This window comes from Streptomyces sp. bgisy130 (genome assembly GCF_057708345.1).
Genome location: NZ_JBYISA010000009.1, coordinates 56,667 through 78,460, shown reverse-complemented (window position 1 = coordinate 78,460; position 21,794 = coordinate 56,667). Strand labels below are relative to the sequence as shown.

Sequence of the window (21,794 nt, the reverse complement as noted above, 5' to 3'; positions counted from 1 at the left end):
GGCATGCGCCCCCGCTCCCAGCAGCCATGACGTCCGGCTGCCCGGAAAGTCACGACGGCGTTGTGCGCCCCCTGTGCCCCGAACCGTGGGTTAGGTCACGCTTACCCGGCGTTCCGCTCGGGCAATTACGACCGTAGGCTCCTTTTCCGGCGCGCCTTGACCGACACCCCCCTGCCGACCCTCCGAGGACGGATCCGCCATGCCTCGTCCGACCGCCGCACAGCTCGCCTACGGTTCGGCCACCGTCTTTTTCTCCACCCTCGCGATGCTGCTGCTCTCCCAGACGGAGACCGGCATCGGGGTCGCGGTCATCGCCATCGCCGGGCTCGGGCTCGGGCTGCTGGTCGCCATGACGGTGCCGATGCCCGGGGTGTCGCGGGTGGTCCGCCGGCATGTCGTACGGAACGGGCCGGCGCCCGCCCCGTTGGAGGCCGTTCGCCCGCCGTCCGAGCGCCCCCGGTCCGCCGCCTGGAGCGGCCTGGCCCGGTCGGCCGGCGCCGGTGAGGCCCGGATCGGCGAACACTCACGCTGAGCCGGTCGCCGGCCCCGTCTCCGTGGACACCACCACGGTCTTCGCCGCCTTGTCGTGCAGACACTGCTGATACGGCTTGTCCCAGGTACACCACAGCACGTTGATCAGCCAGAAGATGAAGCCACAGCACGGGATGATCTCCGGCAGCGAATAGACCGCGGCCCGCACCCAGCCGGGCTGGCCGTGCGGGATCGACCCGTCCGCGAGCATCGCCACCCGGATCTTCATGGCCATCTTGCCGACGGTCTGGCCGCGGCTGCTGAGCATCAGGCCCTCGTAGATCAGATACACCAGCAAGGTCACGCCGGAGACCGTGGACTGCCGGCCGGCCATGTCACCGTCGGTGGTGAAGAAGTCCACCCCGCCGACGATCGCGGTCATGACCAGCCAGACCGGCACCCCGACGATGATCGCGTCGATGATGCGCGCCACGAGCCGGCGGCCGCGGTTCGCCAGCGGCGGCATCCCGGCCAGCGGATCGGCCACTCCGTACTGCCCGCCGTAGGGATCCCCGGCATACGGGCCACCGCCGTACGGGCCGCCCGCGTACGGGCCGCCGGCACCGGGCGGCGGGGTGCCACCGGGCGGTGGGGTGCCCCAGGACGGCGGGGTGCCACCGGGCGGCGGCGTGCCCTCCGGGGGCGGCGGCGCACCGCCTTCACCGCCCGTACCGCCGCCGCCCGAACCGCCGCCGTGCGGCGCGTTGTTGCGGGGCGAGCCGTCCTCCCGGGGCGCGCTGTTGCGGGGGGCCTCGCCCGCGGGGGGCTCCTGCGGCTTCTGGAACGGATCGTTCTCCGGCGGCTCACCGGGGCCGGGCCGGGGCTGGTCGGTGCTCATGGCCCGAGTCGACGCCATCTCGCGGCCCGCCGCATCCGGCGAGGTCCGTTCGGGGGAACGGCCGCCGTGGCTGACCGCCCCGCGCGGCGGTCAGCCGGACGCGACGAAGGTCCGGGCCAGCTTGTCGTGCCAGCACTGGCGCCACGGCCGGTCGAACAGGCACCAGACGACGTTCAGTACGCCGACGGCGAGGACGCCGAGCACGCTGTAGAGGAACCAGCGCTTGAGGGCGGCGCCGAGGGTCGGGGTGTCGTGGCTCTCGATGTCGAGGACCCGTACGCCGCACAGCTTCTTGCCCAGGGTGCAGCCCCATTTGAGGGTCGGCAGCGCCTCGTAGAGCGCACCGCCGATCAGCAGGACGGCCAGGATGGTGGCGAAGACCGGCATCGTGGTGCCGTCGACCAGATAGACCGTCACCTGGCGGCCGGACTGCTTGGCCGCCTCGACCTTGGCGTCGAGGTGGTCGGTGACCGTGCTCCACATGGGGACGGCGACCGCGGCGGTGAGCGCGCCCAGCACCAGCGTGTCGATCAGCCGGGCCGCGAACCGGCGGCCGAGACCGGCCGGGTGGCCCTGCGCGGCCTGCGCCATGGCGGCGAAGGGGTCGGCGGCGGCCGGCGGCTTCCAGGGGATGACCCCGTCGGCGTCCGCGCCCTGCGGACCGGGCGGGGCCGCCGCGGCACCGCCCTGCGGCGGCACACCGGCGGCGGGTGCGGCCGCCTGCCGTCCGGGCTGCTGCTGCACCGGGGCCTGCGGGGCCGGGTTCTGCGGAGCGGGGTTCTGCGGGGCGGGATGCTGCGGCGCGGGGCTCTGCTGGGCCGGCGTCTGCGGGGCGGGGCTCTGCGCGGCGGCACGGTTCTGCGGGCGGTCGCCGCCGGCCGGCAGCGACTGCGGGGCGGCGTCATCGGGCGCGGCGGACGGGGTCCGGCCGCCGCCCGCGACGCGGATCGCCATCGTCTCGTTGCCCTTGGCGGGCTTGCCGCCCTCGGGCCGTACCGCGCGGATCGCGGTGGTGCCCTGGTCGCCGGAGTTGCCGCGGCGGGCGGCCGGGTTCACGGCACGGATGGCGACCGTCCCGTCGGACGGGACCCCCGGGCCAGGCGAGGAGGCGCCGGGCACCTCGCCGGCCGTGGCGTCCGCCCCCTGCCCCTCACGCTGCGGCGGCACCGCGCCCCAAGAGGCCGCGCCCGACGGCGTACCGGCGGGGGCCTGGTCCGGCGAGCCCCAGGAGATCCGGCGGTCGGGCTCCCCGCCGAAACCGGCCTGCCGGGAGGCGTCGGCCTGCCAGGCGGCGGCCGACTCGGGGCTGGTGCCGTGCAGCCGGGCCGGGTCGTCCCAGCTCGCGGGGGCGGACTCGCCGCTCTGGCGTACGGCGGGCACCGCGGAGCCGCCGGCCGCCTCCTCCTCGTCGAAGAAGACCGGGCCGGTCTCCTCGACGGCGGGGGCGGGCGACGGGGCCACACCCGGCGGTGGGACGGGCATCGCCTCGCCCTCGGCGGGGGCGGGCCGGCTGGTGCCCGGCACCCACGCGGCACCGTTCCAGTACCGGATGTAGCCGGGGATGGACGGGTCCGGGTAGAAGCCTGGCGTGGGGCTACCGCCGGCGGATCCTGAGGTAGGGGCGCTCATATCCGAAGTCCCGTATCTGTACTCGGCCTGGTGGGTGTGGGGTGCAGTCTGCCGCAACGCGGCGTCCACATCTATCAGACCCCGGGTTCCGACGGGGCCGGTGCCCGCCGACGACCACCTGGAAGAGGCGCGGGAAAAAAGTTGTACGAAGTCGCGTAAGAGTCCGGCGATCGGCGGCTCTCTCTCCGTGCGGGACCGCTCTCGGGGCCCGCAGGGAGCGAAGAGAGGCGGACCTCATGTACACCGTGGTGGAAAGAGAGCTGGAGCTGGGCCTGGTCCTTTCGCCGGAGCACAGCATTCCGGTGGCGGCCCGGCTGAGGTACCGGACGGACGACCCGTACGCCGCCCATGTCACCTTTCACATCGGTTCGGACTCCCCCGTCAGCTGGTCGTTCGCCCGCGACCTGCTGATCGAGGGCGTCTTCCGGCCGTGCGGTGACGGCGATGTGCGGGTGTGGCCGGCGAAGCCGGCCGGCCGCAGCCTGGTCTGCATAGCGCTGGACTCGCCGGACGGGCAGGCCCTGCTGGAGGCGCCGGCCGCGGCGGTCTCGGCATGGCTGGAGCGCACTTTGCGGGTGGTCCCGCCGGGGTCCGAGCACCGGCATCTGGGCCTCGACAAAGGGCTGAGCGCGCTGTTCGCGATGGCGTCCGGGGACGAGTTGCGGCCGGGCGGCCCCTGGCCCACGGACGAGTCCCCGGACCCCGCGGCGTAAGGGTGGCGGGCGAACGGGCCACCGGGGTACGGGGGTTGACGAGGCGGCAGCCGGGCCGGGGCGCGCCGCGGCGCCGGGCGCGGGCGGCGCCCGGTGCCGTACGGCCCGGCGGTGCCTCAGCCCCGGTAGGCCTCCAGCAGCCGCAGCCACGCCTCGCTGATCGTGGGGTAGGAGGGCACCGCGTGCCACAGCCGCTCGATGGGGACCTCAGCGGCCACCGCGACCGTCGCGGAGTGCAGCAGCTCTCCGACGCCGAAGCCGACGAAGGTGGCGCCGAGCAGCACCTCGCGGTCCAGGTCGACGACCATCCGGGCCCGGCCGCGGTAGCCGTCGGCGTACAGGGACGCCCCGGCCACGGACGTCAGGTCCTGGTCGACCACCCGGGTGCGGTATCCGGCCTTCTCGGCCGCGGCGGCGGTCAGGCCCACCGAGGCGGCCTCCGGGTCGCTGAAGACGACCTGCGGGACGGCGCGGGTGTCCGCGGTGGCGGCGTGCGCGCCCCAGGGGTCGGACTCCAGGATCGGGACGCCCCGGGCGCGCGCGGCGATCGCGGCCCCGGCGATCCGGGCCTGGTACTTGCCCTGGTGGGTGAGGAGGGCGCGGTGGTTGACGTCGCCGACGCCGTAGAGCCAGCCGCCGGTCACCCCCTTCACCCGCAGGCTGTCGTCGACGTCCAGCCAGGAGCCGTGCGGCAGTCCGACGGTGTCCAGGCCGATGTCCTCGGTGCGCGGGGCCCGGCCGGTGGCGATCAGGAGCTCATCGGCGACGATCTCGTCGCCGGAGTCCAGCAGGACGGTGACCGGGCCGCCCGGGGCTTCCCGGCGTACCTCGCGCACCTCGACACCGGTCCGCAGGAAGACCCCGGCCTCGGCGAGCGACTCCGCGACGAGGTGGCCGGCGAACGGCTCCATCCGGGGCAGCAGCCCGTCACCGCGGACCAGCAGCGTCACGGAGGCGCCCAGGGCCCGCCAGGCGGTGGCCATCTCGACGCCGACCACACCGCCGCCGACCACCACAAGACGGCCCGGCACGCTCTTGGCGCTGGTGGCGTCGCGGCTGGTCCAGGGCCTGGCCTCGGCGAGCCCGGGGATGGGGGGCAGCACCGCGCGGCTGCCGGTGCACACCGCGACCGCGTGCCGGGCGGTGAGCACCCGGCCGCCGTCGACGACCACGCGGCGGGGCCCGGCCAGCCGCCCCTGGCCGCGCACCAGGTCGATACCGGCCGAGTCCAGCCAGCGGACCTGCCCGTCGTCCTTCCAGTAGGAGGTGAAGGCGTCGCGGTGGGCGAGGACGGCGGGCGCGTCCAGGGGGACGTCCACGGCGTCCTTGAGGCCGGGCACCCGGCGGCCCTCGGAGCGGGCGGTGACCGGGCGCAGCAGGGCCTTGCTGGGCATACACGCCCAGTAGGAGCATTCGCCGCCGACCAGTTCGCTCTCCACGATCACCGCGCTCAGCCCGGCGGCATGCGCCCGGTCGGCGAGGTTCTCCCCGGTCGGCCCCGCTCCCAGCACAATGACGTCATACGCCTCATCAGCGGCTTTGGTCGCTTCGGTCGCTGCCATCGGCTCTCGCTTCCTGCGTGGGCATGAGGTGGCCCGCTGGGGCCCGGCGGTCCTTCTGGCCATCCTCAGCCCAACGGGCCGTCAGCGCATCCGGCGTTCGACCGCTTCCTTGGCCTCGGCGAGTCCGGAGCCGGTGACTTCGCGGTGCACCTTGATCGCCTGGATCTTCTTGCCCTGCGACAGCAGCTGGTCGATCTCGGCCATCCGGGCGGGCTGCGGCTCCTCCAGGCCGGCGTGCGCCAGCAGCAGGTCCACCTTGCTCTCCAGCCGGTGGAGGCGGCGCTCCAGCGTCTTGGCGCGGCGGTCGGTGGCCGAGATCAACATGACGGCGGCGAGCGCGAGAAGGGTGATGACTACGGGGAGAACGGAATCCATGACGGCACTTTACGAGGCGGCGGCACGTGCCATGAACACGGCAGTCGCGGCCGGGCCGTGCACGGTGCCGCGGACGGCCGGTGCGCCGTCCGTAAGGATCTCGCACTCGGCATGGGCGTCCGGCCCGTCGAGGGTGAGGGTGAGCATCGGCATGGCGCCCACCCCGCGCGCGTCGGTCACCACGAACCACGGCAACTCCGGCCGGGTCACCTGCTTTTCGCTGCCGGAGTCCCCGGGTGCCTGGACGGCGTAGGTGATGTCGTCGACGCCCTGGCCGGTCACCCGGAAGGTGACCATGCCCTCGCCGGGTCTGTGCGGATCGTTGATCGTCATGGGGGCAGTCAACCGTCCCTGCCCCTGCCGTGTACATCCGGGTCGCGGTCCGGGCGGCCCGCCGGGTCAGGGCAGATGCCAGATCTGGGTGGTGATGAGGAAGAAGACGGCGGCCCAGAACACCATCACCCCGGCGACGAGACCGAGTCCGACGAGGTTTGTCCTCGCCGGCGGTGCGTCCGGGCGGGGCCGCAGCCACCGCCGCAGCAGCGGGTTCACATAGAAGGGCATGGTCAGGAAGCTCATGATGAAGCTCGACAGCAGGTTGCCGATGAGCAGGTTCAGCCAGAGCGGCAGGTGCGCCGGTGACAGGGCGAGCGTCAGCAGCACCACGGTCGGGTAGAGGCCGACCCAGACCGCGACGGAGGTCTTGGTCTCCGAGGGCGGCGGCGCTTCCCTGCCGTTCTCCTCGAAGGCGAACCAGCTGCCGAACGAGTTGTCGATCGTGCGCATACGGAAGTCGTGGAACTTCTCGCCTTCCGCGAGGACTTCCTTGCGCCGGCCTGAGGTCAGCCAGGCGTCGAGGTGCTCGGCGCTGTCGAAGCGGTACAGCGTGGTCCATTCGTCCTGAAGGCCCTCGACCGGACGGAACAGTTCGGTTCCGCGGAAGCCCTCGAAGGCGCTCTCCTCCTCGTCCATCCGGCGCTGCCAGGCGAGAAAGGCATCGACCTGGTCCGGGTGGACGCGGTGGGTGACGACGACGGTCACCAGCGGGTCCGGCGGCTGGGTGCCGCCGCTGACGACCTGCTGGGTCGCCGGGCCGTCGAGGTATTTCCGGCCGCGGTCGAGAAAGCGCTGCCGGGTGGCGCTGTTGATCCACGCTTGCAGGTGGGCGATCGAGTCGAAGCGGTAGACCACCACCCAGTCGGGTTGCAGGGCGGTCGGCCGGGAGATCTCGGCGCCGAGGAAACCCGCGTAACCGGCGGCCGCGGCATTGACGTCCTCCTGCCACGCCTCGAATTCCCGCTCCAGTCCGGCGCGGACCTGCTGTCCGATGATGACCGTCGCCTCGGCGCCGCCCGGCTTTTCGGTGGTCATGTGCTCAGCTCCGTCGTCACCGGCCGGATTTCGCTCAGCTGCCGGTAGATCCGTTCCGGTGTCAGGGGCAGGGCGCGGCAGCGGACGCCCGTGGCGTCGTGGAGCGCGTTCGCCAGCGCGGGGGCCACCGGATTGATACAGCACTCCGCGATGCCCTTCGACCGCAGGGGCCCGACGGAATCCGAGGAATCCACCAGCAGCACCTCCGTGCGGGGAATGTCGGCGTAGGTGGGGATGCGGTAATTGCGGAAGTTCGGGTTGGCCATGACGCCGTGCGCGTCGACATGGTGGTTCTCGGTCAGGGCGAAGCCGATTCCCTGGGCGACCCCGCCTTCCACCTGGCCCCGGACCTGCGCGGGGTTGATGATGACGGCGGCATCGGTCGCCTGCACGCTGTAAAGAATGCGGATCTCACCCGTGACCGGATGGACGGCGATACGGAATCCGTGCGCGTTGGAGGTGACGCTGCGGGGTGAGCCATAGGCCTTACGGGCGGCGGAGAAGCGGATGCCGCGCGCCCGGGCGGTGGCGACGAGTTCCGCCAGCGGCACCCGCCGGTCACCGCAGACGACACCGTCGTCATCCATCGAGCACATCACGACATGGACGCCGGTGTGGGCGGCGGCGAATTCCAGGATGCGGTCGCGGACGGCATTCGCCGCGCGGAGTACCGCATTGCCCGCGACGAACAGGCCGGCACTCGCGAAGGCACCGGTGTCGAATCCCGTGCGGTCGGTGTCGGACTGCACCAGACGAATCCGCGACGGCGTCGTGCCCAGCTGGTGGGCCGCGATCTGGACATGCGCGGTCGAGGTGCCCTCACCGAATTCCACGGTGCCGACGGCGAGTTCGTACACGAGGTCGTCGCCCAGCGTCACCCAGGCTTCCGAGAGGTGTTCGGTCGGCGGCGCGGTCTCGTGCAGGGAACTCGCGACGCCGGCCCCGACCAGCCACCCGGGACCGGGGGGCGGCTCCCCGGCGTGCTGCGCCATTGCCGCATCCACCAGGTCGATGCACTCGGCGAGCCCGTCCTCGGTGAACACCACGTCGTCGGGGCCCTCGTCCATGGAAAGCAGCGGATCGCCCGGCCGCACGATATTGCGGCGGCGCAGTTCGAGCGGATCCATGTGCAGGGCGCGGGCGAGTTCGTCCATCGCGCATTCCACGGCGAAGGCCGGCTGGGTCATCCCGTAACCGCGCAGGGCCCCGCTCGGCACGGTGTTGGTATAGACGGAGAACGCGTCGTACTTCTTGTTGGGGCAGCGGTAGATCATGACGGCGGCGCCGCCCGCGTACAGCGTTTCGCCGGCATGGTTGCCGTAAGCGCCGGTGTTCGAGACATTGCGGACCTGGAGCGCCGTGAGCTTTCCGCTCGCCGTCGCGCCGAGCTTGACCGTCAGCGTCATGGGATGCCGTGGCGAGGCGGTGGTGAATTCCTCTTCCCGGGTGTATTCGAAGCAGACCGGCCGCCCGGTGTCGAGAGTGGCGAGCGCAGCCAGATCCTCCGAGATCACTTCCTGTTTCCCGCCGAAGCCGCCGCCGACGCGTGCGCAGAACACCCGGAGCCGGTCGGGACGGAGCGCGAACAGATGGGCCAGTTTGACCTTGGCGATCGACGGTGACTGCGAACTGGTGCGGACGTTCATCCGGCCGTTCTCCATCCAGGCGATCGAGCCATGGGTTTCCAGGTGCGCGTGCTGCACCCGCGGCGAGAAGTAGGTGCCCTCGTGAATCACGTCCGCCTCGGCGAATCCCGCGTCGATATCGCCGATCTGTGAGTGGATCTCGACCAGGGTGTTGTGGACGGGGTCCAGGACGAACGGATCGACCGCCTCGTGCAGTTGTGGCGCCCCGTCGGCCATGGCCTCTTCGGCGTCGAACACCGCCGGCAGCACCTCGTACTCCACGGCGACCCGGCGGCAGCCCTCCTCCGCCGCCCCGACGGTGTCGGCCAGGACCGCGACGACGCGCTGGCCGACGAAGCGGACCGTGCGGTCGAGGAGGCAGGTGTCGTCCGGATCCACCAGATGGTCGGTGTGGATCGCCGTCGTGAAGCGTCTGCGCGGCACGTCCTCCCAGGTGTAGACCCGGTGCACGCCGGGGACCGCGAGTGCGGCGGTCTTGTCGATCGAGACGATCCGGGCGTGTGCGTGGGGCGAGTGCAGCACCTTCAGGTGCAGCATGCCGTCGAGGTGGGTGTCCATCGTGAAGGCGGCCCGGCCGGTCACCACGTCCTCGGCCGCGGGCGCGCTGACGCTCGTGCCGACGGCCTTTCCCGGCGCGGCCTTCGCCACACCGACCACACCGTTCACGGCGTCCTCGATGCCCCGGTAGCCGGTGCAACGGCAGAGGTTGCCTTTCAACGCCCGTGGCAGGTCCGCTTTCTGGGCCTCGGTGAAGGTGGCCGATGTCATGATCATTCCCGCGGTGCAGAAACCGCACTGGAATCCCGGGGCGTCGCGGAACTGCCGCTGCACCGGATGCAGATTGCCGGGTGCGCCGAGCCCTTCGATCGTCGTCACCTCATGGCCGTCCGCGCGGAAGGCGGGGGTGATACAGCTGTGTACGGGAGCGCCGTCCAGCCATACCGTGCAGGCACCGCAATCGCCCGCGTCGCACCCCTTTTTGACGCCGAAGTGGCCCAGTGCGCGGAGGAAGGTGCGCAGGCACTGACCGGGGTCCGGTTCCCGGTCGAAGCTCTTGCCGTTCACGCGGTAGGTCATCCCGGGCTCCCCGCCATGAATTCGCGACGGATTTCCTCGGCGAAATGCCGGGTCAGGTGCCGGCGGTGACCGGGCGTCCCGTTCGGATCGTCGAACCAGATATCGGCGGGGAGGTCATCGATGCGCTGCCGCAGCGTCCGGTCATCGGGCAGGGTCGCGAAGCCGATGCGTACCGGCCGGGTGGTGCCGGCGGTGACGGTGAGCAGCAGATCGCTCGTTCCCGGCGTTTGCGTACCGATGAGGAAGACCGTCGAACGGCCGAGTCGGGTCAGCGAGAAGCGGCGGTGCGCGGTGCGTTTCCGCAGGGCGTGCGCGGGAATGTCGATGCGCCGCAGAATTTCCCCGGGGGCCAGAATGTTCTCGCTGTTGCCGGTCACGAAGGAGAGGGCATCGACGGTGCGGGCGGACCCGTCGGCGGCCCAGAGTTCGTACCGCGCCTCCAGTGCGACCGTCAGCGTGATCATGGGGCCGGCCGGCAGGGACATACAGATATTGCCGCCGACGGTGGCCGCGCTCCAGACCTTGAACGAGGACAGGAACGCCTCACAGCTCTTGGTGAAAAGGGGGGCCGCGCTCCACTCCGCCGGCAGCGCACAGGCATACAGGTCGCTGATGGTGCAGGTCGCGCCGATGCCGAGGCCCGCCTCGCTCGGGACGAGCGGATCCCAGCGCAACGCCGTCAGATCGATCAGGCGGCGCAGCTCCGGTTGCTCCACCGAGTACAGCCAGGTGCCGCCGGCGAGCCAGGCATCACCCGGGTGCCAGTCCGCGCCCGGCCGGGCGGCCGGGCGGCGGACGACTTCGGTGATGGTGTGGAGGTCCATGGGAATTGCTCTCCCTCACGACGAAAATCGTGCGCGCGGGCATCATCGAGCGGCGGAATCCCGGTATTGGCCGCTGCGGTCGGGCTTCTCATGAAGGGACCGTCGGGCGCGGTAATTCTCGTTCAGGATAGGCAGAAGGGCCCGGCCCCGCCACGTCAGGACATCGGCGGGAGCGCGCTCTTTCTGCGCGTGCTGACGACCACAGGTAAAATACGCGGCGGCAAAATTCCGGTGGACTTCAGCAAACTCCGTGCACTTCAGAAAAGCTTGCCCGGGTTGAGAATGCCCAGCGGGTCGAAGACGTCCTTGATGCCGCGCTGCAACTCCAGCCCCACCGGCCCCAGTTCGCGCGCCAGCCACTCCTTCTTCAGGACGCCGACCCCGTGCTCACCGGTGATGGTGCCGCCCAGCTGGAGGCCGAGCGCCATGATGTCGTCGAAGGAGGCGCGGGCCCGGCGGGACTCGTCCGGGTCGGCGGCGTCGAAGCAGACCGTGGGGTGGGTGTTGCCGTCCCCCGCGTGGGCACAGACGCCGATGGTCAGGCCGTACTTCTCGGCGATGGCGGCGGTGCCGTCGAGCATCTCGGCGAGCCGGGAGCGCGGGACGCAGACATCGTCGATCATCGTCGCGGACTTGACCTTCTCCAGCGCGGTCAGCGTCAGCCGGCGGGCCTGGAGCAGCAGATCGGACTCGGCGGCGGTCTCGGCGGGCACGACCTCGGTGGCGCCGGCCGCGGTGCACAGCGCGCCGACGGCGGCGAGGTCGGCGGCCGGCTCGGGGGTGTCGAAGGCGGCCAGCAGCAGCGCCTCGGTGCTGTCGGGGAGGCCCATCTGCGCCATGGCGTTGACCGCGCGGATGCTCGTCCGGTCCATCAGCTCCAGCAGCGCGGGGGCGTGACCGCGGGCCATGATCTCGCAGACGGCTTCGCAGGCCGCCGCGGTGGAGGGGAACTCGGCGGCCAGCGCGAGCTGTTGCGGCGGCTCCGGCTTGAGCGCCAGCACTGCGCGGACGACGATGCCCAGGCTGCCCTCGGAGCCGACGAACAGCCGGGTGAGGTCGTAGCCCGCGACGCCCTTGGCGGTGCGCCGGCCGGTGGTCAGCAGCCGCCCGTCGGCGAGGACCACGTCCAGGCCGAGGACGTACTCGGCGGTGACGCCGTATTTGACGCAGCACAGGCCGCCGGACGCGGTGCCGATGTTCCCGCCGATGGAGCACTCCTCCCAACTGGAGGGATCCGGCGGGTAGTAGAGACCGTGTTCGTTCACCGCGCGGGACAACACGGCGTTGATGACACCGGGTTCGACCACCGCGATCCGGTCGACGGGATTGATCTCAATGATCCGGTCCATCTTGACCAGCGAGAGCACCAGGCAGCCGTCGGAGGCGTTGGCGGCGCCGGACAGCCCCGTACGCGCGCCCTGCGGGACGACCGGGACCCGCAGCTCGGTGGCCGTCCGCATGATGTGCTGGACCTGCTCGACGGTGCGCGGCAGCACGACCACGGCGGGCGTCCCGGCCTCGCAGAAGCTCGCCATGTCGTTGGCGTAGGAGCCGGTGATGTCGGGGTCGGTGAGGATCGCTTCACCCGGGAGCCCGGCGCGCAGACGTGCGATGAGGTCCATACCCTCAGCCTCGCATCCGCGGGCCGCACACGGAAGATCGTGTACGGCCCACGGGGCTGGGACGGTCGGGCCGCAGGGCTTCAGAGATTGCCGCGCCGCTCCTGCTCCCGCTCGATCGCCTCGAAGAGGGCCTTGAAGTTGCCCTTGCCGAAGCCCATGGAGCCGTGCCGCTCGATCATCTCGAAGAACACGGTCGGCCGGTCCTGGACCGGCTTGGTGAAGATCTGGAGCAGATAGCCGTCCTCGTCCCGGTCGACCAGGATCTTCAGCTCGCGGAGCGTCTCCACCGGCACCCGGGTCTCACCGGCCCACTCACCGAGGGTGTCGTAGTAGGAGTCGGGGGTGTCCAGGAATTCCACCCCGGAGGCCCGCATCGCCCGGACGCTGGCGACGATGTCGTTGGTGGCCAGCGCGATGTGCTGGACGCCGGGGCCGCCGAAGAACTCCAGGTACTCGTCGATCTGCGACTTCTTCTTCGCGATCGCGGGCTCGTTGATCGGGAACTTGACCTTGAGCGTGCCGTCGGCGACGACCTTCGACATCAGCGCGCTGTATTCGGTGGCGATGTCATCGCCCACGAACTCCTTCATGTTCGTGAAGCCCATGACCTTGTTGTAGAAGGCCACCCACTCGTTCATCTTGCCGAGTTCGACGTTGCCGACACAGTGGTCGATGGCCTGGAAGCGGCGCGGGCCGGTCTCCACCAGCGGCTCGGTGGCGGTGAAGCCGGGCAGGTAGGGGCCGTCGTAGCCGGTGCGCTCGACGAGGGTGTGCCGGGTCTTGCCGTAAGTGGCGATGGCCGCGAGGACGACGGTGCCGTGCTCGTCCTTGAGGTCGTGCGGCTCGACGAGGCCGGTGGCGCCCTGGGCGACGGCGTGCTCGTAGGCGGCGCGGGCGTCCGGGACCTCGATGGCGAGGTCGATGACGCCGTCGCCGTGGGCCGCGACATGGTCGGCGAGGAAGTGGCCCCACTCGGTGGTGGGCTTGATGACGGAGGTGAAAACGAACCGGGCGCCACCGGATTCGAGCACATAACTCGCGGTCTCCCGGCTGCCGTTCTCCGGACCGGAGTAGGCGACGCGCTTCATGCCGAAGGCGGTCGAGTAGTAGTGCGCGGCCTGCTTGGCGTTCCCGACGGCGAAGACGACCGCGTCCATCCCCTTGACCGGGAAGGGGTCCGCCTGCCGGGTCGCGCCGGGGGTGGTGGGCTGAGGGTGCATCGTGGTGTCTGCCATGGCCGCAGAGTCTCTCCGATCCACAAGGTGCGCAATAGTTCGCGGATCCTCTGGGCATTATGCCTAGCGAAGCGACGGCATCGCCGGGCTATCTGTACATGATGACCATCAAAAGCAAAGGGACGGCCGATGGCGATCGATCATTTGGACGGGGCGCTGCTGGAGCTGCTCGCCGAGGAGCCGCGGATCGGGGTGCTGGAGGCGTCCCGGCGGCTGGGGGTGGCGCGCGGCACGGTCCAGGCCCGGCTCGACCGGCTTCAGTCGAATGGAGTGATCCGGGGCTTCGGACCGGAGGTGGACCCGGCGGCACTCGGCTATCCCGTGACCGCTTTTGCCACGCTGGAGATCAAACAAGGGCAAGGTAATGACGTACGCGCCCACTTGACGACCGTTCCCGAGGTGCTGGAGCTGCATACAACGACGGGACATGGGGACATGCTGTGCAGGCTCGTGGCCCGTTCCAACGCCGATCTGCAGCGGGTGATCGACCGGGTTGTGGGCTTTGATGGCATCGTGCGGGCCTCGACGGCAATCGTGATGGAAAATCCGGTTCCGTTGCGGATCATCCCGCTGGTGAAACAAGCATCGGGAGACTGAACCGAGGAGACCGAGTGAGCTTCTGGGAGTACGTCGGCACCCGGCACGCCCAGCTGCTGACGGACACATATCAGCACGCCAGCGCCGTCTTCCAGTGCATGGTGCTGGCCACCGTGCTGGGGGTCTGCATCGCGGTGGCGACCTATCGCAGCGAGTGGGCGGGCAACCTCGCCACCATCTCGACCGCCACCATCCTGACCATCCCCTCCCTGGCCCTGATCGGTCTGCTGATCCCGATCGTCGGCCTCGGCGTCCCCCCGACGGTGATCGCCCTGACCCTGTACGGGCTGCTGCCGGTGGTCCGGAACGCCATCGTCGGGCTGCGCGGGGTGGACCCGGACCTGGTCGACGCGGCCCGGGGCATCGGGATGTCACGCACCACCCAGCTCTTCCGCGTCGAACTGCCGCTGGCCTGGCCGCCCATCCTCACCGGCATCCGGGTCGCCACCCAGATGCTGATGGGCATCGCCGCCATCGCCGCCTTCGCCTCCGGCCCCGGCCTGGGCAACGAGATCTTCCGCGGGATCGCCTCGCTGGGCAGCGCCAACTCCCTCAACCAGGTGCTCTCCGGCACCCTCGGGATCGCCATCCTCGCTCTTCTCTTCGACGCCGCCTACGTCCTGATCGGACGACTGACCATCTCCAGGGGGATCCGTGCCTGAGACGACCGAGACCACCCCGGCCTCCGGGGCCAGGATCCATCTGGAGAACCTGACGAAGATCTACCCGGGGAACCCCAGCCCCGCGGTGGACAACGTCAATCTGGAGGTCAAGGCCGGCGAGATCGTGATCTTCGTGGGGCCCTCGGGCTGCGGCAAGTCCACCTGCCTCAAGATGATCAACCGGCTGATCGAGCCGACCCACGGGCGGATCCGGATCGGCGACGAGGACGTCACCGACATGGACCCGGTCAAGCTGCGCCGCAGGGTGGGCTACGCCATCCAGGCGTCCGGCCTCTTCCCGCACATGACGGTCGCCCAGAACATCGGCCAGGTCCCGAAGATGATCGGCTGGTCCAAGAGCCGGGTGCGCAACCGGGTCGAGGAGATGCTCGACCTGGTCGGCCTGGACCCGCGCGAATTCCACGGCCGCTATCCGCGCCAGCTCTCCGGCGGCCAGCAGCAGCGGGTCGGCGTGGCCCGCGCGCTGGCCGCCGACCCGCCCGTCCTGCTGATGGACGAGCCGTTCGGCGCCGTCGACCCGATCACCCGCGACCACCTCCAGGACGAGCTGATCCGGCTCCAGCACGAGCTGCACAAGACCATCTGCTTCGTCACCCACGACTTCGACGAGGCCATCAAGCTCGGCGACCGCATCGCGGTGCTCCGCGAGCACTCGCACATCGCCCAGTTCGACACCCCCGAAGCCATCCTCACCAACCCGACGGACGACTTCGTCTCCGGTTTCGTGGGCGCCGGGGCGGCACTCAAGCGGCTGAACCTGACCCGCGTACGGGACGTGGGCGTGGTCGACTTCCCCACCGCCGGCCTCGACGACCCCCTGGAGACCATCTTCGACCGGCTGCGCTCCGGCTCCCACAACGAACTGCTGCTGCTGGACCGCAACCGCCGCCCGTACAAATGGCTGCGCCGCGGCGACCTGGCCCGCGCCAGGGAATCGCTGGCCCGGGCCGGAACCCTGGTCCAGCACACGGTGTCCCGGGACGCGACACTGCGCGACGCCCTGGAGGCGGTGCTCACCGACAGCGCGGGCCGGGTCACGGTCACCGGGCGGCGCGGCGAGTACATCGGCGTGGTCGACATGGCGACGCTGATGAACAACGTCCATGAGCTGCTGGAGGCCGACCGCCTCGAAGCAATCGAGCATCAGCACCAGCTCCAGGAGCGGCGCGCCCGCCAGACCCAGATGGAGCAGGAGGGCCTGGCCGGGACGGGCGGTCCCGAGGGCGGCCCGGGAGGCCCCGCATGAGCCCCCGCGGCGGGAGCGAGGAGCCCCCGCGCCGGTCCGGGCGGCAGCCGAGTGACCACGAGGCGCTGGCCTTCAAGGACGAAGTCGAAATGGAGCAGCGGGAGTTGGCCGCCGGTGAGGCGCCGGCCCCGTCCGCACGGGCCGGGGTGCGCCGGATCAGCTGGCAGAAGTGGACCTTCATGCCGGCCTTCCTGGTGCTCGCGCTGCTCGCCACCTGGCTGTGGTTCCGCGGCGCCCGGCTGGACTCCATCGCCCATCAGGCGGTGGACAACGGCAAGGTGTGGCTGGCACTGCGCCAGCACATCCAGCTGACCGCGATCTCCACCTTCTTCGTACTGATCATCGCGATCCCGCTGGGCATCGCACTGACCCGGTCCAAGCTCCGCCGGGCCACCCCGGTCGCGATGGCCTTCGCCAACCTCGGGCAGGCGGTGCCCGCCCTGGGTCTGCTGGTGCTGCTGGTGATCTGGCTGGGCATCGGTGCCCGCTCGGCGATCGTCGGCATGGTCATCTACGCCGTACTGCCGGTGCTCGCCAACACCATCGCCGGGCTGCGCGGTATCGATCCGACGCTGACCGAGGCCGCCCGGGGCATCGGCATGTCCCCCACCGGCGTGCTGACCCAGGTCGAGCTCCCGCTGGCCGTACCGCTGATCCTGGCCGGGGTCCGGACCGCGCTGGTGCTGAACGTCGGCACCGCGACGCTGGCGACCTTCGGCGGTGGCGGCGGCCTCGGGGACCTGATCTCGGCGGGGATCGTCACCCAGCGGATGCCCGTACTCATCCTCGGTTCGGTGCTGACCGTGGCGCTCGCCCTGCTGGTCGAATGGCTGGCCTCGCTGGCCGAGCTGCTGCTCCGCCCGCGCGGTCTGGAGGTGACGGCATGAGCAGGCACCCCCGCCCGGCCCGCCGCACCCGGCGCCGCCCGGCCGCCCGGCTCGCCGTCGCCCTGCTCGCCGCGGTCGTCCTCGGCGGATGCGGCCTGGTCAGCGGCAGTGCGATGAGCGACAACGTGCTGCCGGGCCCGAAGGCGGGCTATCCGGACCGCCCGCTCACCGGGGCGCATCTGACCGTGACCTCGAAGGAGTTCACCGAGCAGATCATCCTCGGCCAGATCATGGGGCTGGTCTTCCAGGCGGCCGGCGCCCTGGTCATCGACAAGACCAGTATCCAGGGGTCGATCGGTGCCCGGGAGGCCGTCCGGTCCGGCACGGCGGACGCCGCGTACGAGTACACCGGCACCGGCTGGATCACCTACCTCGGCCACACCAAGCCGATCGTCGACCCCCACGAGCAGTGGAAGGCGGTCCGCGCCGAGGACGCGAAGAACGGCATCGTCTGGCTGCCGCCCTCGACGCTGAACAACACCTACGCGCTGGCGCTGAACACCGCGAACTACAAGAAGCTGGGGGTGCACAACCTCTCCGAGGTCGCGGCGCTGTCCCACAAGAACCCCGGCGCCGTGACGATGTGCGTGGAGAACGAGTTCGCCACCCGCAACGACGGTCTGCCGGGCATGGCGCGGGCGTACGGCATGAACGTGCCCTCCGCCAATGTCCGCAAGATGACCGGCGGTGTCGTCTACACCGAGACGGAGAAGGGCACCTGCGCGTTCGGCGAGGTCTTCACCACCGACGGCCGGATCAAGGCGATGCATCTGCACGTCCTCGCCGATGACAAGCACTTCTTCCCCAACTACAACGTCGCCCCGGAGATCAACGCCAAGGCCCTGAAGAAGTACCCGGCGATCGCGAAGGTGCTGGCCCCGGTCACCAAGGCCCTCAACAACACCGTCGCCCAGGAGCTGAACCGCAAGGTCGACGTGGACGGCGAGGACCCGCACGAGGTCGCCAAGGACTGGCTGGTGCGGGAGGGGTTCATCAAGGAGGGATGAGGAGGAGCGTCCCGGGGGCGTCCGGGCACCGGCCCGCGTCCGCCGTCCGCCGCTCCCCGCCTGGCCCTCCGCCTCAGCAGCTGGGGACCTTGCCCCCGGTCCGCAGCGCCTTCAGGGCGTCCACCGCGCCGTCGAGCGTGCTGACCGGGATCAGCCGCAGCCCCTTCGGCAGCTCCGCCTCGGCGTCCGCGCACTCCTTGCGCGGGACGAGGAAGACCGTGGCGTCGTCCCGCCGCGCGGCCTGCGTCTTCAGCGGGACGCCGCCCACCGCGCCGACCTTGCCGTCGGCCGTGATCGTCCCGGTGCCGGCGATGGTGCGCCCGCCGGTCAGATCATGGCCCGCGCCGTCGCCGTCCAGCTTGTCGACGATGCCCAGGGCGAACATCAGCCCGGCGCTCGGCCCGCCGACGTCCGCGAGCATCAGCTTGACCTTGATGTCCTGGCCGGACTTGCCGAGCTGCCCGAGCGCGGCGCTGGTGGCGGTGTGCTGGGACTCCCGCATCTGCTGCGCATTGTGCTCGGCGATCTCCTCGGTGTTCTCCCCCACCGGGTAGACCGCCTCCCGCGGCATCACGGCCTCGTCCGTACGGAACCAGCCCTTGACGATGTCCGGCAGATAGACGGCGGCCTCCGGGCCGGTCGCCACGATCGAGGTCATCCGCAGCTGCCCGTCCGTCTTCCGGGTCCGCGCGCCGCTGATGGTGATCACCGGCTTGCCCTCGTCGCTGCCGAGGACATTCGCCGTCATGCCGGGATACGCGAGCGAATACGGCAGCGGGGCGAGGACAGCGGTGACGAGAAGGGCGAGGACGAGCGCGGTGCAGACCGCCAGGGCTCGGGTGCGTGCAGACACCCCGCCACCCTAAATGACCCCCGCCCCACCAGGGCCTAAAGGCGCTGCCGCCTCACGACACGGCCACCGCCCCTTCACACCCCAGGGCCCCTTCGCGCCCGACGGCCCCTCGCACCCCAGGGCCCCGGCCGCACCAGGGCTCAGCGGAGCGCCTCGGACACCTCCCGGGCCGCGTCGACCACCCGCGGTCCGACCCGCTCGGAGACGGTGTCGGTGAGCATCACCACGCCCACGCTCCCCTCGATCCCGCTCACCCCGAGCAGCGGGGCCGCCGCGCCGCTCGCGCCGGCCTCCAACTCCCCGTGCGTCAGGGCGAGTCCGGCGTCGTGGGTGCGGCCCTGCCGGGCCTTGAGGATCGCCCGCCCGGCGGCTCCCCGGTCCAGCGGATGACGGAAACCGGTCCGGTAGGCCACGTGGTAGTCGGTCCAGCTCGGCTCCACCACGGCCACCGCCAGCGCCTCCGTACCGTCGACGAGGGTGAGATGCGCGGTGGCCCCCACGTCCTCGGCGAGCGACCGCAGCGCGGGCAGCGCGGCCTCCCTGACCAGCGGATGCACCTGACGGCCCAGGCGCAGCACGCCCAGGCCCACCCGGGCCCGGCCGCCGATGTCGCGGCGCACCAGGGCGTGCTGCTCCAGCGTGGCAAGGAGGCGGTAGACCACCGTGCGGTTGACGCCGAGCTTGTTGGACAGCTCAGTGACGGTCAGCCCGTGATCGGTGTCGGCGAGGAGTTTGAGGACACGCAGCCCTCGGTCGAGTGTCTGGGAGGTCTCTGCGGTCACGACGCCCTCCTGGGTGAGTGGCGGCCCTTGGGCGCGACGCGCTGCGGTCCCGGAAGCAGCGCGCGCTAGAGGCCGCCGGCCGCATGGCACCGGCTGCGCTCCGCGGCGGCGCTGCCACGGGGCGTGTGCGTGACCGGGACAGTAGCGAGCCGGTTCGGTGAGCGGAAGAGTCCGTCCAGAATCCGGTCGCCCACGCCCGGAATATCCCAGTACGTCCACCCAGAACGCCCTGTTGTGCTCCGTGTGGTGTTTCAGGGAGGGCTACGAGAACTACAGCGCTATCCGGGTGCGACGGGGCTGTCCGGGTGCGACGGGCCGGACGTGCCCGACACGGCACAGCGGTCCCGCCGGGGCGGGTAGGTACACAAGAGGGCGGCGCGCCGTCCCACGGCACACCGCCCCACGGGCCCCGGCGGACTCACCGCATCCGCGTCGCCCACTCCCGGACCTTCTTGATCCGCTCACCGAGCTGCCCGGCGGTGGCCTCCGCGCTCGGCGGCCCGCCGCACACCCGCCGCAGCTCGGTGTGGATCACCCCGTGCGGCTTCCCGCTCTGGTGCACATACGCGCCGACCAGTGTGTTCAGCTGCTTCCGGAGCTCCAGCAGCTCCTTGTGCGTGACCACCGGCCGCCGCTCGGCCGGCAGCTCCAGCAGATCCGCCTCCGCATCCGGCCGCTTCTTGCTGTGCGCGATCTGCCGCGCCTGCCGCTTCTGCAACAGCATCTGCACCTGGTCGGGCTCCAGCAGCCCGGGGATGCCGAGGTAGTCCTGCTCCTCCTCGCTGCCCGCATGCGCCTGCATACCGAACTCGGCGCCGTCGTAGAGGACCCGGTCGAAGACCGCCTCCGACTCCAGCGCCTCGAACGAGAACTGCTCCTGCTCGCCGGTGTCCTCGTCCTGCTCCTTGTTCGCCTCGTCCATCTCCTTCTCGGACTCGGCGTACGGGTCTTCCTCCCCGTCCTTCTTCGGCTTGTCGAGGACGTGGTCGCGCTCGACCTCCATCTCATTGGCGAAGCCGAGCAGCATCGGAACGGTGGGCAGGAAGACCGAAGCGGTCTCGCCGCGCTTACGGGAGCGCACGAACCGGCCCACGGCCTGCGCGAAGAACAGCGGCGTCGAGATCGTGGTGGCGTACACCCCGACCGCCAGCCGCGGCACGTCCACCCCCTCGGACACCATCCGGACCGCGACCATCCAGCGGTCGTGCGAGTGCGCGAAGTCGTCGATGCGCTGCGAGGCACCGGAGTCGTCGGACAGCACCAGGGTGGCGCCCTCCCCGGTGATCTCCCGGATCAGCTTGGCGTAGGCCCGCGCCTGCTCCTGGTCGGAGGCGATCACCAGCGCCCCGGCGTCCGGGATGGACTTGCGGACCTCGCTCAGCCGGTGGTCGGCGGCGCGCAGCACATTGGGCATCCACTCGCCGCGCGGATCCAGCGCGGTACGCCACGCCTGCGAGACCGCGTCCTTGGTCATCGGCTCGCCCAGCCGGGCCGCGATCTCGTCCCCCGCCTTCGTCCGCCAGCGCATGTTGCCGCTGTAGGAGAGGAAGATGACCGGCCGGACGACGCCGTCGCCCAGCGCGTTGCCGTAACCGTAGGTGTAGTCGGCCGAGGAACGCCGGATCCCGTCGTTCCCCTCCTCGTACGTCACGAACGGAATCGGATTGGTGTCGGACCGGAAGGGCGTACCGGTCAGCGCCAGCCGCCGGGTCGCCGGCTCGAACGCCTCCAGACACGCCTCGCCCCACGACTTCGAGTCACCGGCGTGATGGATCTCATCCAGAATCACCAGCGTCTTACGCTGCTCGATCCGGTTACGGTGCAGCATCGGCCGGACACCCACACCGGCATAGGTCACCGCGACACCGTGGTACTCGCGGCCCAGCGGCCCCGCGCTGTACTCCGGATCGAGCTTGATGCCCAGCCGGGCCGCCGCCTCCGCCCACTGCTTCTTCAGATGCTCGGTCGGTGCGACGACCGTCACCTGCTGCACGACATGATGATGCAGCAGCCACGAGGCAAGCGTGAGCGCGAAGGTCGTCTTGCCGGCGCCCGGCGTCGCGACGGCGAGAAAGTCTCTCGGCTGCGTCTGGATGTAGCGGTCCATGGCCGCCTGCTGCCAGGCACGCAGCTTGTTCGCGGTACCCCAAGGGGCCCGCCCCGGAAAGGCCGGGGACAGGTGATGGTTATTGGTGGCGCTGGTGGTGGTAGTCACGGTCTCCGTCGGCTGGACTCGGGGATCGGCAACCGCGCCACCCTACCGCTCCGCGCTAAGCGGCTTCCCACGTGTTCGGCTTTCCCGCCGTGGGGGACCTC

The 21,794-nt window shown here is 70.9% G+C and carries 20 protein-coding genes; 7 read left to right on the top strand and 13 right to left on the bottom strand.

The window, feature by feature from the left end; translation table 11 throughout:
* Positions 1-199: 199 nt before the first annotated feature.
* A complete protein-coding gene (locus tag AC3EUV_RS14835) occupies positions 200-532 on the top strand; it encodes a hypothetical protein (protein WP_432140873.1) in 333 nt (110 codons plus the stop codon).
* On the opposite strand, the gene AC3EUV_RS14830 is transcribed toward AC3EUV_RS14835, so the two are convergent.
* Together AC3EUV_RS14830 and AC3EUV_RS14825 are read right to left on the bottom strand one after the other, a co-directional pair.
* Complete coding sequence (locus AC3EUV_RS14830; protein ID WP_432140874.1) at positions 524-1,369, bottom strand: RDD family protein; 846 nt, start codon at positions 1,367-1,369, stop codon at positions 524-526. The genes AC3EUV_RS14835 and AC3EUV_RS14830 overlap by 9 nt on opposite strands.
* A gap of 90 nt (positions 1,370-1,459) precedes the next feature.
* Entirely contained in the window at positions 1,460-2,998 is a 1,539-nt protein-coding gene (locus AC3EUV_RS14825; RefSeq protein ID WP_435603100.1) for an RDD family protein, read from the bottom strand.
* Between the two features lie 236 nt (positions 2,999-3,234).
* On the opposite strand from AC3EUV_RS14825, the gene AC3EUV_RS14820 reads away from it, so the two are divergent.
* Positions 3,235-3,711 carry an SsgA family sporulation/cell division regulator gene (locus AC3EUV_RS14820; protein WP_435603099.1) on the top strand — a complete coding sequence of 159 codons (477 nt, stop codon included), beginning with the start codon at positions 3,235-3,237 and terminating at the stop codon, positions 3,709-3,711.
* A 116-nt stretch (positions 3,712-3,827) separates the two neighbouring features.
* On the opposite strand, the gene AC3EUV_RS14815 is transcribed toward AC3EUV_RS14820, so the two are convergent.
* From AC3EUV_RS14815 to hppD, 8 genes are all read right to left on the bottom strand, one after another.
* The gene (locus AC3EUV_RS14815) at positions 3,828-5,273 is read right to left on the bottom strand and encodes a dihydrolipoyl dehydrogenase family protein (RefSeq protein ID WP_432140877.1); all 1,446 of its coding nucleotides are present in this window, start codon (positions 5,271-5,273) and stop codon (positions 3,828-3,830) included.
* Positions 5,274-5,354: 81 nt separating this feature from the next.
* Positions 5,355-5,648: a ribosomal protein L7/L12 gene (locus AC3EUV_RS14810; RefSeq protein ID WP_435603098.1), complete on the bottom strand. Its 294-nt coding sequence runs from the start codon at positions 5,646-5,648 to the stop codon at positions 5,355-5,357.
* 9 nt (positions 5,649-5,657) lie between these two features.
* Complete coding sequence (locus tag AC3EUV_RS14805; protein WP_432140879.1) at positions 5,658-5,981, bottom strand: hypothetical protein; 324 nt, start codon at positions 5,979-5,981, stop codon at positions 5,658-5,660.
* 66 nt (positions 5,982-6,047) lie between these two features.
* On the bottom strand, positions 6,048-7,019 hold the full coding sequence (locus tag AC3EUV_RS14800) for an antibiotic biosynthesis monooxygenase (protein WP_435603097.1): 972 nt from the start codon (positions 7,017-7,019) through the stop codon (positions 6,048-6,050).
* A complete protein-coding gene (locus AC3EUV_RS14795; RefSeq protein WP_435603096.1) occupies positions 7,016-9,742 on the bottom strand; it encodes a molybdopterin-dependent oxidoreductase in 2,727 nt (908 codons plus the stop codon). The genes AC3EUV_RS14800 and AC3EUV_RS14795 overlap by 4 nt, the downstream gene beginning before the upstream one ends.
* Complete coding sequence (locus AC3EUV_RS14790; protein WP_435603095.1) at positions 9,739-10,566, bottom strand: FAD binding domain-containing protein; 828 nt, start codon at positions 10,564-10,566, stop codon at positions 9,739-9,741. Before AC3EUV_RS14790 ends, AC3EUV_RS14795 begins: the two co-directional genes overlap by 4 nt.
* 257 nt (positions 10,567-10,823) lie before the next feature.
* Entirely contained in the window at positions 10,824-12,188 is a 1,365-nt protein-coding gene (locus AC3EUV_RS14785) for an FAD-binding oxidoreductase (RefSeq protein WP_432140883.1), read from the bottom strand.
* An 80-nt stretch (positions 12,189-12,268) separates the two neighbouring features.
* Positions 12,269-13,423 (bottom strand): 4-hydroxyphenylpyruvate dioxygenase, encoded by a 1,155-nt coding sequence (gene hppD, locus AC3EUV_RS14780; protein ID WP_432140884.1) that lies wholly within the window; start codon positions 13,421-13,423, stop codon positions 12,269-12,271.
* Between the two features lie 129 nt (positions 13,424-13,552).
* Between hppD and AC3EUV_RS14775 the strand changes: the two genes are divergently transcribed.
* From AC3EUV_RS14775 to AC3EUV_RS14755, 5 genes are read left to right on the top strand one after another with little or no spacing between them, the layout of a single operon-like run.
* Positions 13,553-14,020 carry an Lrp/AsnC family transcriptional regulator gene (locus tag AC3EUV_RS14775; protein WP_018091280.1) on the top strand — a complete coding sequence of 156 codons (468 nt, stop codon included), beginning with the start codon at positions 13,553-13,555 and terminating at the stop codon, positions 14,018-14,020.
* Positions 14,021-14,034: 14 nt separating this feature from the next.
* Positions 14,035-14,682 (top strand): ABC transporter permease, encoded by a 648-nt coding sequence (locus AC3EUV_RS14770; protein WP_432140885.1) that lies wholly within the window; start codon positions 14,035-14,037, stop codon positions 14,680-14,682.
* Positions 14,675-15,949, top strand: a complete 1,275-nt coding sequence (locus AC3EUV_RS14765) for a betaine/proline/choline family ABC transporter ATP-binding protein (RefSeq protein WP_432140886.1) — start codon at positions 14,675-14,677, stop codon at positions 15,947-15,949. The genes AC3EUV_RS14770 and AC3EUV_RS14765 overlap by 8 nt, the downstream gene beginning before the upstream one ends.
* Positions 15,946-16,836 (top strand): ABC transporter permease, encoded by an 891-nt coding sequence (locus AC3EUV_RS14760; protein ID WP_432140887.1) that lies wholly within the window; start codon positions 15,946-15,948, stop codon positions 16,834-16,836. The genes AC3EUV_RS14765 and AC3EUV_RS14760 overlap by 4 nt, the downstream gene beginning before the upstream one ends.
* Positions 16,833-17,843, top strand: a complete 1,011-nt coding sequence (locus tag AC3EUV_RS14755; RefSeq protein ID WP_432140888.1) for a glycine betaine ABC transporter substrate-binding protein — start codon at positions 16,833-16,835, stop codon at positions 17,841-17,843. Before AC3EUV_RS14760 ends, AC3EUV_RS14755 begins: the two co-directional genes overlap by 4 nt.
* 73 nt (positions 17,844-17,916) lie before the next feature.
* On the opposite strand, the gene AC3EUV_RS14750 is transcribed toward AC3EUV_RS14755, so the two are convergent.
* The 3 genes from AC3EUV_RS14750 to AC3EUV_RS14740 all read right to left on the bottom strand — a co-directional run bounded on the left by AC3EUV_RS14750 (position 17,917) and on the right by AC3EUV_RS14740 (position 21,693).
* Positions 17,917-18,696 (bottom strand): YlbL family protein, encoded by a 780-nt coding sequence (locus AC3EUV_RS14750; protein ID WP_435603094.1) that lies wholly within the window; start codon positions 18,694-18,696, stop codon positions 17,917-17,919.
* Positions 18,697-18,836: 140 nt separating this feature from the next.
* On the bottom strand, positions 18,837-19,478 hold the full coding sequence (locus AC3EUV_RS14745) for an IclR family transcriptional regulator (RefSeq protein ID WP_432140890.1): 642 nt from the start codon (positions 19,476-19,478) through the stop codon (positions 18,837-18,839).
* Between the two features lie 418 nt (positions 19,479-19,896).
* Complete coding sequence (locus tag AC3EUV_RS14740) at positions 19,897-21,693, bottom strand: DEAD/DEAH box helicase (protein WP_432140891.1); 1,797 nt, start codon at positions 21,691-21,693, stop codon at positions 19,897-19,899.
* Between the last annotated feature and the right edge of the window lie 101 nt (positions 21,694-21,794).

Bases quoted from the DNA above. Each gene is read 5' to 3' on its own strand.
- AC3EUV_RS14755 (WP_432140888.1), top strand. From the start codon at position 16,833: ATGAGCAGGCACCCCCGCCCGGCCCGCCGCACCCGGCGCCGCCCGGCC.
- AC3EUV_RS14775 (WP_018091280.1), top strand. From the start codon at position 13,553: ATGGCGATCGATCATTTGGACGGGGCGCTGCTGGAGCTGCTCGCCGAG.
- AC3EUV_RS14825 (WP_435603100.1), bottom strand. From the start codon at position 2,998: ATGAGCGCCCCTACCTCAGGATCCGCCGGCGGTAGCCCCACGCCAGGC.
- AC3EUV_RS14795 (WP_435603096.1), bottom strand. From the start codon at position 9,742: ATGACCTACCGCGTGAACGGCAAGAGCTTCGACCGGGAACCGGACCCC.
- AC3EUV_RS14830 (WP_432140874.1), bottom strand. From the start codon at position 1,369: ATGAGCACCGACCAGCCCCGGCCCGGCCCCGGTGAGCCGCCGGAGAAC.
- AC3EUV_RS14790 (WP_435603095.1), bottom strand. From the start codon at position 10,566: ATGGACCTCCACACCATCACCGAAGTCGTCCGCCGCCCGGCCGCCCGG.
- AC3EUV_RS14810 (WP_435603098.1), bottom strand. From the start codon at position 5,648: ATGGATTCCGTTCTCCCCGTAGTCATCACCCTTCTCGCGCTCGCCGCC.
- AC3EUV_RS14820 (WP_435603099.1), top strand. From the start codon at position 3,235: ATGTACACCGTGGTGGAAAGAGAGCTGGAGCTGGGCCTGGTCCTTTCG.
- AC3EUV_RS14760 (WP_432140887.1), top strand. From the start codon at position 15,946: ATGAGCCCCCGCGGCGGGAGCGAGGAGCCCCCGCGCCGGTCCGGGCGG.
- AC3EUV_RS14835 (WP_432140873.1), top strand. From the start codon at position 200: ATGCCTCGTCCGACCGCCGCACAGCTCGCCTACGGTTCGGCCACCGTC.
- AC3EUV_RS14800 (WP_435603097.1), bottom strand. From the start codon at position 7,019: ATGACCACCGAAAAGCCGGGCGGCGCCGAGGCGACGGTCATCATCGGA.
- AC3EUV_RS14785 (WP_432140883.1), bottom strand. From the start codon at position 12,188: ATGGACCTCATCGCACGTCTGCGCGCCGGGCTCCCGGGTGAAGCGATC.
- hppD (WP_432140884.1), bottom strand. From the start codon at position 13,423: ATGGCAGACACCACGATGCACCCTCAGCCCACCACCCCCGGCGCGACC.
- AC3EUV_RS14805 (WP_432140879.1), bottom strand. From the start codon at position 5,981: ATGACGATCAACGATCCGCACAGACCCGGCGAGGGCATGGTCACCTTC.
- AC3EUV_RS14815 (WP_432140877.1), bottom strand. From the start codon at position 5,273: ATGGCAGCGACCGAAGCGACCAAAGCCGCTGATGAGGCGTATGACGTC.